The organism is Marinobacter sp. NP-4(2019), assembly GCF_003994855.1.
GTDB lineage: Bacteria > Pseudomonadota > Gammaproteobacteria > Pseudomonadales > Oleiphilaceae > Marinobacter.
In genome coordinates this window covers 2,564,566-2,578,358 of sequence record NZ_CP034142.1, presented here as the reverse complement: position 1 = coordinate 2,578,358, position 13,793 = coordinate 2,564,566, and the positions used below count along the sequence as shown (strand labels likewise).

Annotated in this window: 11 protein-coding genes and 1 tRNA gene; 8 read left to right on the top strand and 4 right to left on the bottom strand. The window is 57.4% G+C overall.

Annotated elements, in window-relative coordinates; all coding sequences use genetic code 11:
- Positions 1 to 42 precede the first annotated feature (42 nt).
- The 3 genes from EHN06_RS11655 to EHN06_RS11645 all read right to left on the bottom strand — a co-directional run bounded on the left by EHN06_RS11655 (position 43) and on the right by EHN06_RS11645 (position 2,093).
- Positions 43 to 873: a pseudouridine synthase family protein gene (locus EHN06_RS11655; protein ID WP_127332741.1), complete on the bottom strand. Its 831-nt coding sequence runs from the start codon at positions 871 to 873 to the stop codon at positions 43 to 45.
- 138 nt (positions 874 to 1,011) lie between these two features.
- A tRNA-Val gene (locus EHN06_RS11650) sits at positions 1,012 to 1,088 on the bottom strand.
- A gap of 54 nt (positions 1,089 to 1,142) precedes the next feature.
- On the bottom strand, positions 1,143 to 2,093 hold the full coding sequence (locus EHN06_RS11645) for a DMT family transporter (protein WP_127332740.1): 951 nt from the start codon (positions 2,091 to 2,093) through the stop codon (positions 1,143 to 1,145).
- 219 nt (positions 2,094 to 2,312) lie between these two features.
- Between EHN06_RS11645 and EHN06_RS11640 the strand changes: the two genes are divergently transcribed.
- On the top strand, positions 2,313 to 2,729 hold the full coding sequence (locus tag EHN06_RS11640) for a helix-turn-helix domain-containing protein (protein ID WP_127332739.1): 417 nt from the start codon (positions 2,313 to 2,315) through the stop codon (positions 2,727 to 2,729).
- Between the two features lie 15 nt (positions 2,730 to 2,744).
- On the opposite strand, the gene galU is transcribed toward EHN06_RS11640, so the two are convergent.
- On the bottom strand, positions 2,745 to 3,581 hold the full coding sequence (galU, locus tag EHN06_RS11635) for a UTP--glucose-1-phosphate uridylyltransferase GalU (protein ID WP_127332738.1): 837 nt from the start codon (positions 3,579 to 3,581) through the stop codon (positions 2,745 to 2,747).
- 355 nt (positions 3,582 to 3,936) lie between these two features.
- Here galU and EHN06_RS11630 point away from each other — a divergent pair, with 355 nt between their 5' ends.
- From EHN06_RS11630 to prpD, 7 genes are all read left to right on the top strand, one after another.
- A complete protein-coding gene (locus EHN06_RS11630; RefSeq protein ID WP_127332737.1) occupies positions 3,937 to 5,046 on the top strand; it encodes a ShlB/FhaC/HecB family hemolysin secretion/activation protein in 1,110 nt (369 codons plus the stop codon).
- A 110-nt stretch (positions 5,047 to 5,156) separates the two neighbouring features.
- Positions 5,157 to 5,837 (top strand): GntR family transcriptional regulator, encoded by a 681-nt coding sequence (locus tag EHN06_RS11625; RefSeq protein ID WP_127332736.1) that lies wholly within the window; start codon positions 5,157 to 5,159, stop codon positions 5,835 to 5,837.
- A gap of 148 nt (positions 5,838 to 5,985) precedes the next feature.
- Positions 5,986 to 6,873, top strand: a complete 888-nt coding sequence (gene prpB / locus EHN06_RS11620) for a methylisocitrate lyase (RefSeq protein WP_127332735.1) — start codon at positions 5,986 to 5,988, stop codon at positions 6,871 to 6,873.
- A gap of 146 nt (positions 6,874 to 7,019) precedes the next feature.
- Entirely contained in the window at positions 7,020 to 8,150 is a 1,131-nt protein-coding gene (gene prpC, locus EHN06_RS11615; RefSeq protein ID WP_127332734.1) for a 2-methylcitrate synthase, read from the top strand.
- A complete protein-coding gene (gene acnD, locus EHN06_RS11610) occupies positions 8,147 to 10,744 on the top strand; it encodes a Fe/S-dependent 2-methylisocitrate dehydratase AcnD (protein WP_127332733.1) in 2,598 nt (865 codons plus the stop codon). The genes prpC and acnD overlap by 4 nt, the downstream gene beginning before the upstream one ends.
- A 223-nt stretch (positions 10,745 to 10,967) precedes the next feature.
- Positions 10,968 to 12,146 (top strand): 2-methylaconitate cis-trans isomerase PrpF, encoded by a 1,179-nt coding sequence (gene prpF / locus EHN06_RS11605; protein WP_127332732.1) that lies wholly within the window; start codon positions 10,968 to 10,970, stop codon positions 12,144 to 12,146.
- Between the two features lie 79 nt (positions 12,147 to 12,225).
- Positions 12,226 to 13,710, top strand: coding sequence for a 2-methylcitrate dehydratase (prpD, locus tag EHN06_RS11600; protein WP_127332731.1), 1,485 nt, complete (start codon positions 12,226 to 12,228; stop codon positions 13,708 to 13,710).
- Positions 13,711 to 13,793 lie beyond the last annotated feature (83 nt).

The following is a 13,793-nucleotide window of genomic DNA, read 5'->3' as shown; positions in this document are numbered from 1 at the left end:
CAAAAACCGTTCTGGAGAGGCCAGCCAATGCTGGCCTTTTGTTTATGGAGTGGTGGGCAAAACGCCATTAAGGGATGGAGGCAGTTGAAGCAACCGCTTCTTTCGAGTCAACGGGCAATTGAACTCAAGCTCGACTGCCACCAATTGCAATGGCAGCGTATCCGGCTTGCCGTACAGCCGGTCACCGACGATCGGATGTCCCAGCCCCGCAAGGTGTTGCCGAATCTGGTGTTTCCGTCCGGTCTCAATGATCACTTCGACTACTGTGTTGGTATCAGGCTCGGACGCTCCAGTGGTCAACGTGGTGATATGGCTGATGGCTTCCTTGTTGTCCACAGGTGTGTCGATGGTCAGTGCCTGTGCCTCCAGCTTGCCACACACCCGGGCGTGATAGACCTTCCGCAGCGCTCGTCCGGCAAAACATTCTGACAGGGCTGCTGCTGCCTTGCTGTCGTGAGCAATGAGCATCAGTCCGGCCGCGTCTGCATCCAGCCTGTGCACCAGAAAGCAGGGCTTGCCCGTTTGCACTTCTGCAACCCGCAAGAGACTACAGTGATCACCCCACTGGGAACCCTGGGCCAACAGCCCATGGGGCTTGAACCACAGGCTGTATTTGCCGAAGTCAGTGAGAAGCTCTGCCGGCTCTGCTTTGCGGGCCAGCACGATGTCATCGTAGAACAGTTGTAATCGGGTACCCGCTTTTACCTCCCGCTTCGCCTTGCGCAACCGCACCTGCTTACCCTTGTAGGTCCAGCGGCAGGCGCCTTTGGCCATGGCGTCCTTGATCCGCTGCTTGGACAAGCCGGTAGCATCGCTTAGGGCATCGACAGCGATCTGGGGCTTTTTCAGGGTAAAGTCTACGATAGTGCGCATGGGGCTATAGGTTCCGGGTGAGGCAGAAGGGAATCGCGAGGATTATATCACTCCGCGATGGGGGCAGGGGCCGAGAATCAGGCATAAAAAAAGCCAGTTCTCACGCAGGTCGCAAGTAACTGACTTTCTTCACAGAGTTGGTAGGACCACCCAGATTCGAACTGGGGACCTCTACCATGTCAAGGTAGCGCTCTAACCAACTGAGCTATGGTCCTGTCTCTGCAACGGGGAGGAAATATACTGATTCCGGCGGTGCGGGTCAACCACTTTTATGCAGTTCCACGGCTTCGGAGCCAGCCTTTTAATGCCTTGCTGATGACACCCCAGCGATTGACCAATAATGCAGCAAAAATCAGCCCGCAACCGGCCAACTGTGAGGCACTCATGGTTTCTGAGAACCAGCCGGCGGCAAACAGGGCCACCCACACCGGCTCCAGCACCAGAATGACCACGCCGTGGCTGTTGGCGGACAGGCTCTGGGCATAGGTTTGCAGCAGGAAGCGGCCAGCGGTGCCGATCACCGCGCTAGCGAAAATCCACCAGGCGAGTATTGCCGAGAAATCCTCGATGACCGGTTGCCACGGCTCAAGCACCAGGGACTCTACCAACGTGAGCGTGCCTACGGTGAGCAGAGCGATGGCGGTCAGTGGAAGTGCCGGTACCCGGTGCTTCTCCACGGTTTCCCCGCGGCGGTTAATGACCGTTCTCTGGTTGGCAGCGCGGGTGTTCAGGGTGAAATACAGGGCGAAGATGAAAGCTGCCGATACGAAGAACAACTGCCCGACCTCTGGCCGGAATCCGTTTTTCAGGGACAATAGGGCCAGGCCAGCTACGGCAATGGGAATAGCAATCCAGGTGCTGGGAGGCTGGGCTTCCCTGAAGATGACGCGGGCAATGATCGGGACGATTACCACGCCAAGGCTGGTCAGGAATGCGCCTTCACCAACATGGGTGCCGTGGAACAGACCCATGATCCAGCAACTCATCGCGGTGCCGAACACTAGCCCGACACCCACACTGCGGCGCATCTGATCCGCACTGAGTCGCCGCAGGGAACGGCTGGCCAGGATAGCCAGCAGGCCGCCTGCCATAAGAAACCGTACAGCCATAAAAAGCAGCGGAGGCATCAGCAACACGGCCTCCTTGGAGAACATCCAACTGATGGCTGCGAGGAGGGTGACAACTACCAGAAGCAGGTCGGATTTGTGGGCGTCGGACATCAGGATCGCACTTCATCTGTTATTCATAAATTTGGAGAGCGAAACAATGTATAGCTTGCGAACTAGAAAAGAAAGTGGGGGTTTTACGGAGCCGATTGTGTATAACGCTATATGTACGATACATTCCCAGATTGATTCATTTTTTGCGACTTTCGTTCAGCATTGAAGTTCCGGGCGACCCGGGGCGTATGTGGCCTGTCCAGGCAGAGGGATCAAGCTATGCGGTACCTGCAAACTTTTAATCGCCGCCTGCGGCAAATCCGGGAAGCCGGGCATCTGTCCCGTGAGGATGTGGCGCGGATGTGCGGTGTTGATGAAGCCAGGGTCTCCAGCTGGGAAGCGTCGGATGTCAGGCAGCGCAGCTACCCCGGGGTAGCGGAGTTGCTTGATGTGTGTATCCATACGGAAACGCCGCTGGAGAGTCTGGTTGACCTGGAAGCCAGTGCCGACAACAGCCAGCTGGAACTTCCGGGCCTGGCGTTCAGTAACAGTGATGACCTGGGGGTTGCGCTGGCAGAGCTTGAGAAGGAACTGAGCCGCGTGCAGCTTTCCGAGGAAGAGGTGGAACTGTTGCGCCGGTTCCGCAAGGCTTCCGGAGAAAACCGGCGCATGATTCTGCAGATCCTGGGCCGATAGCTCGGCCCCGACACCTTACTTCCCGTTCTTGTAGATGTTCTCGTAGACGTAATTGGTGGCGTCCACGAAGCCGTCAATACTGCCGCAGTCGAACCGCCGTCCCTTGAATTTGTAGGCCAGCACGCAGCCGTTTTTCGCCTGTTCAAGCAACGCATCGGTGATCTGCACTTCACCGTTCTTGCCCGGCGGCGTGTGCTCAATGATCTCGAAAATATCGGGCGTCAGGATGTAGCGGCCAATGATTGCAAGGTTACTGGGGGCGTCTTCCGGTGCGGGCTTTTCAACCATATCGGTGATGCGGTACAGGCCGTCTTTCATCGACTCGCCGGCTATCACCCCGTATTTGTGAGTCTCGTCAGCCGGTACTTCTTCAATGGCAACGATGGAGCAGCGGAATTGATTGTACAGTTTCACCATCTGGGCGAGGACACCTTCGCCAGCCCCATCCTCCACGCAGAAATCATCCGCAAGTACCACCGCAAAGGGGTTGTCACCCATCAGGTTACGGCCCGTCAGAATGGCGTGGCCGAGTCCCTTCATCTCGTTCTGACGGGTAAAAGCAAAGGAATTGTTGTCGATCAGATCGCGGATAGAGGTTAGCAGGCCTTCTTTTCCAGAGCCTGCAATCTGATGTTCCAGTTCGTAACTGATATCGAAATGATCTTCGATAGCGCGCTTGCCCCGACCAGTGACAAAGCCGAATTCATGGATACCGGCTTCGGCGGCTTCTTCCACACCATATTGCACCAGTGGCTTGTTAACAATCGGCAGAATTTCCTTGGGCATGGCCTTGGTCGCCGGAAGAAAGCGGGTGCCGTACCCGGCAACGGGGAAGAGGCACTTTTTGATCATAACGTTCGTCCTTATATCGCATTAGGGCACTGCCTGTGGTGAAGGCCCAGTCACAAAGTGTGCCAAGTGTAACCAAGATACCGCCTTAAATGGAGGCCTCTGTTCATATATGTACCGATTGGTAAATCTGCCAACGGCGCCGGGTTTCGGGTGCCCTCCTGATTTTCCTGGAAAAAACTTCCAGAAGGTTTTGTAAGTTGCTGTTCTGTAGGAGCGTTTGGTTTGTAAGATTTAGCAACTGGTAATGGATTTATGGCCGCTGATGCCTTACATTCCGGTTTAGATGAATTTTGATTAATGTTTTACCGGCGTTCCGCCACCAACCGGCTTTCGTCGCCGGGCGAGGACAGCAACCTTGAGTCGATTGATATTGATTGCACTGCTTGGGTGCGTATTCAGCCACAGTCTTTATGGAAAAGTATCTGACCGTTCCCATGAGAGCGGTTGGCAGTCAATGCTGACGTTCTCCGGGCAATCAACCCTCAACAAAGATGGGCTGGACGGTCGACTGGGTGTCGCGGTGGATGATCTGGTTGGCGCTAGGCAAGAGCTCGGGCTGGATTTCCGTGATGCAAAATCCAATCGGGATGGGAGACAGTCCAGGGCATTAAAGCTGGGCTATAGCTTCCCGGTTGGTGCCAGCGCGCTGAGCCTGATGGCCCGTGACTATCAAGCTGAATATGCCGCTCATGGCGGCGGCCAGCGATACAATGCCCGAAGTGAATCCAGCGTATTATCGGTATCCGGCTCGCGCTTCCTGTTCTCCGGTTATGGCGTGGCCTTTGATGGTGTTGCCCGGCATACCGGACGTAAGAGCCGGGAATTTAAGCAGGGCAACCTGATATCTGACGGGGCTTACCAGTTGTCTTCATTGAGTATCAAGGGGCGCTGGAATCATGAGCTTTGGGCTGGATTGCACGCCAGTACGGACATGACTGCCCTCGGTGGACGGGAATATGCCGCATCGGATTATCCGGTACAGTCCGATGTCGTCAACGACGACCGCTTTTACAAGTTGTCTGTAAACGCCTCCCTTGAAAGGGAGGTTTATCGTTGGGGGTGGGAACTGCAGGGGCGCTATCAGTTTGCGGATGAGGAGCTCCCCGGTTCCGAGCAGGTCATGGTGGCGGGGCCATCGTTGCTGGCAGGTTTCAATGGGCAGTCCGTATATACCCATGAAGGTGGGTGGTTAAGAATACGAACACTGAGCCCATCCTGGCAGGTTCCAGTCATGGATCACACGTGGTCAAATATCGGTTTCTCATTGCTTCATGGTTGGGCGCCATATGCCGGTCTGGACGACCGCCATTGTGGCAAGGTTGCCGGGGGAGAGATGTCGCTTGAACTCACCGGTCGATCCTTTACCGCCAACGTCAGCGTCGGTCGTGCCTTTAAGGCATCCAGCCTGGCGGTGTCGGTACCTGAGCATCCCGATGTCAGGTTCTCTCTCTCCGTCGGTTTGTGAATCCGCCCCAGTCTGTCGACAATGTTCCATTCTTGGAACTCCGGATTGTTGACAATAATTTGAATGGAGCGTAAATTCTGGTCCATTAGAGTCACTATTGTTGACAAAATATGCCAGAAGTCATCTCTCAATCCTACACGCGTGCCGACGAAGCTTTCGATTGTCTGCAAACGGCGATCGTAAAGGGCGATCTCTCGCCGGGCGAAAAGATCGGTGAAGTCGAGCTGTGTGCCCGCTTCAATCTCACCCGTGGCCCCCTGCGTGAAGCACTGGGGCGTCTTGAATCCCGTGGTCTTCTGGTACGCCGCCCCCATGCCGGGGTCAAGGTGGTATCTGTCAGCACCGAGGAGTTGATGGAGCTGTATCGCATCCGCGAGGTGATGGAAGGTCTGGCTGCCCGCCAGGCGGCAGAGCGCATGACGGATGCAGAGATCGCGGATCTCTACGCCACCCTCGACAGCCATGAAACCATGATTGAGCAGGCACAGGGCCAGGCCTATTATCAGGCAGAGGGGGATTACGATTTCCACCACCGGATTGCCACCGGCAGCCGCAACACCAAACTCGCACAAATGCTGTTAGGTGACCTTTACTATATGGTCCGGATGTACCGCTATCGACTGAGCACCGCTTCCGGCCGGCCACACATGGCCCTGGGCGAACACCGCCGCATAGTCGAAGCCATTGCCCAACGGGACGGTGAGTTGGCGGAGTTCCTGATGAAACGCCACATCAACGCCGCCCGCAGAAACATAGAGCAAAAGATCCAGAACGGTGCCCTGACCATCTGACGATTGCCCGGGGCGCAACGAACCGTGTCGGATTACGGCTGCGCCTAATCCGACCTACAAATGCCAAGGCAGAACACCAATAACGTAGGTCGGATTAGCCGAAGGCGTAATCCGACAAAAAGAATCCACCAGAGAAGAGGCCAACACCATGTCCAAAAAACTCAGCCCCGGCGCCCGCTTTCGCAAGGCCCTGAAAGAAAACACCCCCCTGCAGATTGTCGGAACCATCAACGCCTATTCCGCGATGATGGCCGAGCGGGTAGGGCATCAGGCGATCTACCTGTCTGGCGGCGGCGTGGCAAACGCGTCATACGGCCTGCCGGACCTGGGCATGACGTCCATGAACGACGTGGTCGAGGATGTTCGTCGCATCACCGCCGCGACAGACGTGCCGCTGCTGGTAGACATCGACACCGGCTGGGGCGGCGCCTTCAATATCGCGCGCACCATTCGTGAAATGGAACGTGCCGGTGCTGCGGCGGTCCACATTGAAGACCAGGTCGCCCAGAAGCGTTGTGGTCACCGTCCGAACAAAGAAATTGTTTCCCAGGAAGAAATGGTTGACCGGATCAAGGCTGCCGTGGATGCCCGTGAAGACGACGACTTTTTCATCATGGCCCGCACCGATGCCTTCCAGAAAGAAGGTCTGGAAGCCGCCATTGAGCGCGCCAAGGCCTGCATCGAAGCTGGCGCCGACGGCATCTTTGCCGAAGCGGTGACCGAGCTTGAGCACTACAAGGCCTTCTCTGAAGCCCTGGATGTACCGATTCTGGCCAACATCACCGAATTCGGTGCCACGCCGCTATACAACCGCAAGGAACTTGCCGAGGCCGGCGCCGATATGGTGCTGTATCCGCTGAGCGCTTTCCGTGCCATGAATAAGGCAGCGTTGATGGTGTATGAGAACATTCTGGAAAAAGGCGATCAGAAAGACGTGGTCGACCTGATGCAGACCCGGATGGAACTGTATGATTTCCTGAACTACCACGATTTCGAGCAGAAGCTGGATCAGTTGTTCCAGCAGAAGAAAGGTTAATGATGCTTGTTGGATTACGGCTGTGCCTAATCCAACCTACGTTTGTGTATTCCCTCTCCCCTGGTGGGAGAGGGGAGTAAAAATATGTAGGTCGGATTAGGCAAAGCCGTAATCCGACAACCCAAACAAGATGAGGGGGAACAACAATGGCTGAAGCAAAACAACTGAGTGGCGCGGGCCTTCGCGGCCAGGTAGCTGGTTCTACTGCACTGTGTACCGTCGGCAAGAGCGGCGCCGGCCTGACTTACCGTGGTTATGACATTGCCGATCTGGCGGAAAAAGCCCAGTTTGAAGAAATCGCCTACCTGTTGCTGCGCGGCAAACTGCCCAATCAGCAGGAACTGGATGCTTACAAGAAAAAGCTCCAGAGCCTGCGCGGCCTGCCGGCAGCCCTGAAGACCGTGCTTGAGCAGATTCCCAAGAATGCACACCCGATGGACGTCATGCGCACTGGCTGTTCCATGCTGGGTAACCTGGAAACCGAGCAGGATTTCAGTGAGCAGGACGACAAGATCGACCGCATGCTGGCGGTATTCCCGTCCATCATTACCTACTGGTACCGCTTTGCCCACGAGGGCGTGCGCATCGAAACCGACAGCGATGTCGACTCCATCGGCGGTCACTTCCTGGAGCTGTTGCACGGCAAGAAGCCCAGTGAACTTCATGAGAAAGTGATGAACGTCTCCCTGATTCTCTACGCGGAGCACGAATTTAACGCCTCTACCTTCACCGCCCGTGTGTGCGCTTCCACGCTGTCGGACATCCACAGCTGCGTAACGGGTGCCATCGGTTCACTGCGAGGTCCGCTCCACGGTGGCGCCAACGAGGCTGCCATGGCACTGATCCAGAAGTTCCAGACTCCGGATGAAGCTGAGGAAGGCTTGCTGGGTATGCTGGCACGCAAGGAGAAGATCATGGGCTTCGGCCACGCGGTCTACAAGGATTCCGATCCGCGCAACGCGATCATCAAGCAGTGGTCTAAAAAGCTGGCGGAAGAAGTGGGTGATACTGTGCTGTACCCGGTATCCGAGCGTTGTGAAGCCGTTATGTGGCGCGAGAAGAAGCTGTTCTGTAATGCTGATTTCTTCCATGCATCCGCGTATCACTTCATGGGCATCCCGACCGAGCTGTTCACGCCAATCTTCGTGATGTCCCGGGTATCCGGCTGGACTGCCCACGTTAAAGAGCAGCGCGAGAACAACCGCATTATCCGCCCGAGCGCTGATTACACCGGCCCGGCGGACGCCAAGTGGGTGCCGATCGAGGAGCGTACATGAACACTGAATACCGCAAATCACTCCCGGGCACCGACCTGGAATATTTCGACACCCGTCAGGCCGTGGAAGACATTCAGGCCGGCGCGTACGACAGACTCCCGTATACCTCCAAGATCCTGGCGGAGCAGCTGGTTCGCCGTTGCGATCCGGACATGTTGACGGATTCCCTGAAGCAACTGATCGAGCGCAAGCGCGACCTGGACTTCCCTTGGTATCCGGCCCGTGTGGTCTGCCACGACATCCTCGGCCAGACAGCGTTGGTGGATCTGGCAGGTCTGCGTGACGCCATCAAGGAGAAGGGTGGTGATCCCGCCAAGGTCAACCCTGTGGTTCCGACCCAGTTGATTGTGGATCACTCCCTGGCTGTGGAAGCACCGGGGTTCGATCCGGACGCGTTCGAGAAGAACCGAGCCATCGAAGATCGCCGCAACGATGACCGTTTCCACTTTATCAACTGGACCAAGACCGCGTTCAAGAACGTAGACGTGATCCCTCCGGGCAACGGCATCATGCACCAGATCAACCTGGAGAAGATGTCCCCGGTGGTTCAGAGTCGTGAAGGTGTCGCGTTCCCTGACACCTGTGTCGGTACCGACAGCCACACCCCGATGGTGGACGCTCTGGGCGTTATTTCAGTCGGTGTTGGCGGCCTGGAAGCCGAGAGCGTGATGCTCGGCCGTGCCTCCATGATGCGCCTTCCGGATATCGTTGGCGTGGAACTGACAGGCAAGCTGCGACCGGGCATTACCGGTACGGATATGGTTCTGGCGATCACCGAGTTCCTGCGTAAGGAGCGGGTCGTGGGTGCCTACCTGGAATTCTATGGCGAAGGCGCCGACAGCCTGACCGTGGGCGACCGCGCCACCATTTCCAACATGACACCGGAATACGGCGCTACAGCTGCCATGTTCTACATCGATGGCCAGACCATCGATTACCTCAAGCTGACCGGTCGTGAAGACGATCAGGTCGCCCTGGTTGAGAAATTCGCCAAGGAAACCGGTCTGTGGGCCGACAGCATGAAGAACGCCGAATACGAGCGCGTGTTGAAGTTCGACCTGTCCACAGTGACCCGTACGCTGGCCGGTCCTTCCAACCCTCACGCGCATCTGCCGACCTCCGAGCTGGCAAAGCGTGGCATTGCCGGACAGTGGGAAGAGGAAGAAGGCAAGATGCCGGACGGTGCCTGCATCATCGCCGCCATCACCAGCTGCACCAACACGAGCAACCCCCGCAACATGGTGGCTGCCGGCCTCATCGCCCGTAATGCCAACAAGCTGGGGCTGACCCGTAAGCCGTGGGTGAAAACCTCCCTGGCACCGGGGTCCAAGACGGTGAAGATGTACCTGGAAGAAGCCGAACTGATGCCGGAGCTGGAAAAGCTCGGTTTTGGTGTGGTGGCCTTCGCCTGCACCACCTGTAACGGCATGAGCGGCGCCCTGGATCCGAAAATCCAGCAGGAAATCATCGACCGCGACCTGTACTCCACGGCGGTACTGTCTGGTAACCGGAACTTCGATGGTCGGATTCACCCGTATGCCAAGCAGGCATTCCTGGCCTCTCCGCCGCTGGTGGTGGCCTATGCCATTGCCGGTACCATCCGTTTCGACATTGAGAAGGATGCCCTGGGCTATGACAAGGATGGCAATCCTATCACCCTGAAGGACATCTGGCCGGACGATGCGGAAATCGATGCCATCGTGAAATCCAGTGTGAAGCCGGAGCAGTTCCGCGATACCTACATTCCGATGTTTGATATCACCCGGGATGCCCAGGCCAACACCAACCCGAACTACGACTGGCGTCCGCAAAGCACCTACATCCGTCGTCCTCCTTATTGGGAAGGGGGCATGGTGGGGGAGAAAACCCTCAAGGGCATGCGCCCGCTGGCGGTGTTGCCGGACAACATCACCACGGACCACTTGTCGCCATCCAACGCCATCCTGATGGACAGCGCAGCCGGTGAATACCTCCACAAGATGGGCGTGCCGGAGGAAGACTTTAACTCCTACGCAACGCACCGGGGTGATCACCTGACGGCACAGCGCGCCACCTTCGCCAATCCGAAGCTGTTCAACGAAATGGTGCGGGACGAAAACGGCAATGTGAAGCAGGGCTCCCTGGCGCGGATCGAACCGGAAGGCAAAGTCACCCGTATGTGGGAAGCCATCGAAACCTACATGGAGCGTAAGCAGCCACTGATTATCATTGCTGGCGCGGACTATGGTCAGGGTTCTTCCCGTGACTGGGCCGCCAAGGGTGTGGCATTGGCAGGGGTGGAAGCCATTGTTGCCGAGGGTTTTGAGCGGATTCACCGCACCAACCTGGTGGGTATGGGCGTGATGCCTTTGCAGTTCGAGGAAGGCACCACCCGCAAAACTCTGGGGATTGATGGCACCGAAACCTTCGACGTGGAAGGCACGCCGGAACCGCGCGCTGTATTGACGCTGATTATCCATCGGAAGAACGGCGACACTGAGCGAGTGCCGGTGATCTGCCGCCTGGATACGGCCGAGGAAGTGTCAATCTACAGCGCCGGTGGCGTGTTGCAGCGCTTTGCCCAGGATTTTCTGGAGTCCGAAGGCGCGGCTTGAAGCCGGGCCCCCTCTCCCCCGGCCCCTCTCCCGCGAGGGGAGAGGGGAGCTTCATAGTCAGACCTTCGAGAGTCCCTCTCCCCTCGCGGGAGGGGGAGTTTCATGGTCAGAGCTGTGGGAACCCCTCTCCCCTCGCGGGAGAGGGGTTGGGGAGAGGGGGAAAGCACCGTAGGTCGGATTAGGCGCAGCCGTAATCCGACAACCTAAGCAAAAAAGGTACTCTATGCCTCACAAACCACAAATCAAAGTGCCAGCCACCTACATGCGTGGCGGCACCAGCAAGGGCGTATTTTTCCGTCTGCAAGACCTGCCAGAACCCTGCCAGACCCCCGGCGAAGCCCGGGACACACTCCTGCTGCGGGTCATCGGCAGCCCCGATCCCTACCAGAAGCAAATCGACGGTATGGGCGGAGCCACCTCCAGCACCAGCAAGACCGTGATCCTGGCGGAGCCCACCCAGCCGGATCACGATGTTGACTACCTCTTCGGCCAGGTCTCCATCGACAAGCCGTTCGTGGACTGGAGCGGCAACTGCGGTAACCTGACCGCTGCGGTTGGGGCATTCGCCATCAACAGCGGCTTCGTCGCCAAAGACCGCATCCCCGAAAATGGCACCTGCACCGTCCGCATCTGGCAGGCCAACATCCGCAAGACTATCGTGGCCCATGTTCCCATCACCAACGGTGAAGTCCAGGAAACCGGCGATTTCGAACTGGATGGGGTGACATTCCCGGCCGCCGAAGTGCAGGTGGAATTCATGGACCCGGCCGATGGCGAGGGCTCCATGTTCCCCACCGGTAATCTGGTGGACGACCTGGAAGTGCCCGGCGTTGGCACCTTGAAAGCCACCATGATCAACGCAGGTATCCCGACCATCTTCGTCAACGCGGAGGACATCGGGTACAAGGGTTCCGAACTGCAGGACGATATCAACAGCGATCCCAAGGCCCTGGCCATGTTTGAAACCATTCGTGCCCATGGTGCGATGAGAATGGGGCTGATCCAGAACATCGAGGAAGCCGCCAACCGTCAGCACACCCCGAAGGTGGCGTTTGTTGCCAAACCGGTGGACTACGTGTCTTCCAGCGGCAAGAGCATCGGCGCAGGGGATGTGGACGTGCTGGTGCGCGCCTTGTCCATGGGCAAGCTTCACCACGCCATGATGGGCACCGCTGCAGTAGCGATTGCGACAGCATCCGCCGTTCCGGGAACCCTGGTAAATCTGGCCGCTGGCGGCGGCGACCGCACCCACGTGACCTTCGGGCACCCGTCCGGCACCCTGCGGGTCGGCGCCGAGGCAAAGGAAGTGGACGGTCAGTGGACCGCAACCAAAGCCATTATGAGTCGCAGCGCGCGGATCCTGATGGAAGGCTGGGTTCGGGTGCCGCAAACCGCTCAGTAATGACCTAGACTTACCCTTACCGGGTAAGTCAGCCGTTATTCATGGCCGTCCCTCATCCGTCCGGAAAAGGAGAGCGCCAATGAGCAGCAATGTAGACCAGAACGTTCGACCGGATTACGACGATGTCCTGCAGAAGATTGCGGACTATGTCCTGAACTACGAGGTGGACAGCACAGAAGCCTGGGACACTGCCCGCAACTGCCTGATGGACACCCTGGGGTGTGGCTTGCTGGCGTTGCGCTTTCCAGAGTGTACCAAGCATCTGGGGCCGATCGTCGAGGGAACGGCGGTTCCCCATGGCGCGCGGGTTCCGGGTACGTCCTTTCGTCTGGATCCGGTAAAGGCCGCATGGGATATCGGCTGCATTGTGCGCTGGCTGGATTATAACGATACCTGGCTGGCAGCAGAGTGGGGGCATCCATCGGACAACCTCGGCGGTATTCTGGCGGTCGCGGATCATCTCTCCCAGAAACGCGTGGCCGGGGGCAAAGAGCCCCTCACCATGCGAACAGTACTCGAAGCCATGATCATGGCCCATGAAATCCAGGGTGTGCTGGCGTTGGAGAATTCCTTCAACCGGGTGGGGCTGGATCACGTGGTGCTGGTCAAGGTGGCATCAACGGCGGTTACCGCCAAGCTTATGGGTGCCAGCCGTGAGCAGCTGTTATCCGCGTTGTCCCATGCCTGGGTAGACGGCCAGTCTCTCCGTACCTATCGTCATGCGCCGAATGCCGGTTCCCGTAAATCCTGGGCGGCGGGCGATGCCACCTCCAGGGCGGTACGCCTGGCGGATATCGCCATGCGCGGGGAAATGGGCATTCCCGGTGTGCTGACGGCGCCCCAGTGGGGCTTCTACGATGTGCTGTTCAGCAAGACCAACAAAGACCAGAAACTGAAGCCGAAGGACAAGCAGCGGTTTACCCTGCCTCAGGATTTCGGCTCCTATGTGATGGAAAACATCCTGTTCAAGATTTCTTTCCCGGCGGAGTTCCATGCACAGACCGCGGCCGAGGCTGCCGTTACCCTGCATCCGCAGGTGAACGACCGGCTCGATGACATCGATCGTATTGTCATCACCACCCATGAGTCCGCTATTCGCATCATCTCCAAGGAAGGCAAGCTTGCCAACGCAGCGGATCGGGATCATTGCCTGCAATATATGGCGGCAGTTCCCCTGATCTTCGGTAGCCTGACGGCCGAGCACTACGAAGATGGCTTCCACGAGGCCAATCCCATTATCGACAAGATCCGCTCCAAAATGGACATTGTGGAAGATGAGCGTTACACGCGTGAGTACCTGGAACCAGACAAACGTTCGATTGCCAATGCCATTCAAGTGTTCTTTAAGGATAGAACCAGTACCGACAAGGTGGCGGTAGAGTACCCCATTGGCCACCGGCGCCGTCGGAAAGAGGGGATTCCGCTGTTAGAGGAAAAATTCCGCAACAACCTGGCAACCCGGTTTCCTGCTGAACGCTGCGGAGAGATATTTCACTTGTGCAAAGATCAGAAGGTCCTTGAAAACATGCCGGTTCACGAGTTTGTACAGCTTTTTGTGATCTGACACCATTTGAAAGGCAGTGTTTAAAAAAATAACAAGCTGCGATCGCTAGGGTACGCATCTGTTCCAGTGGATCATTGCAGTGT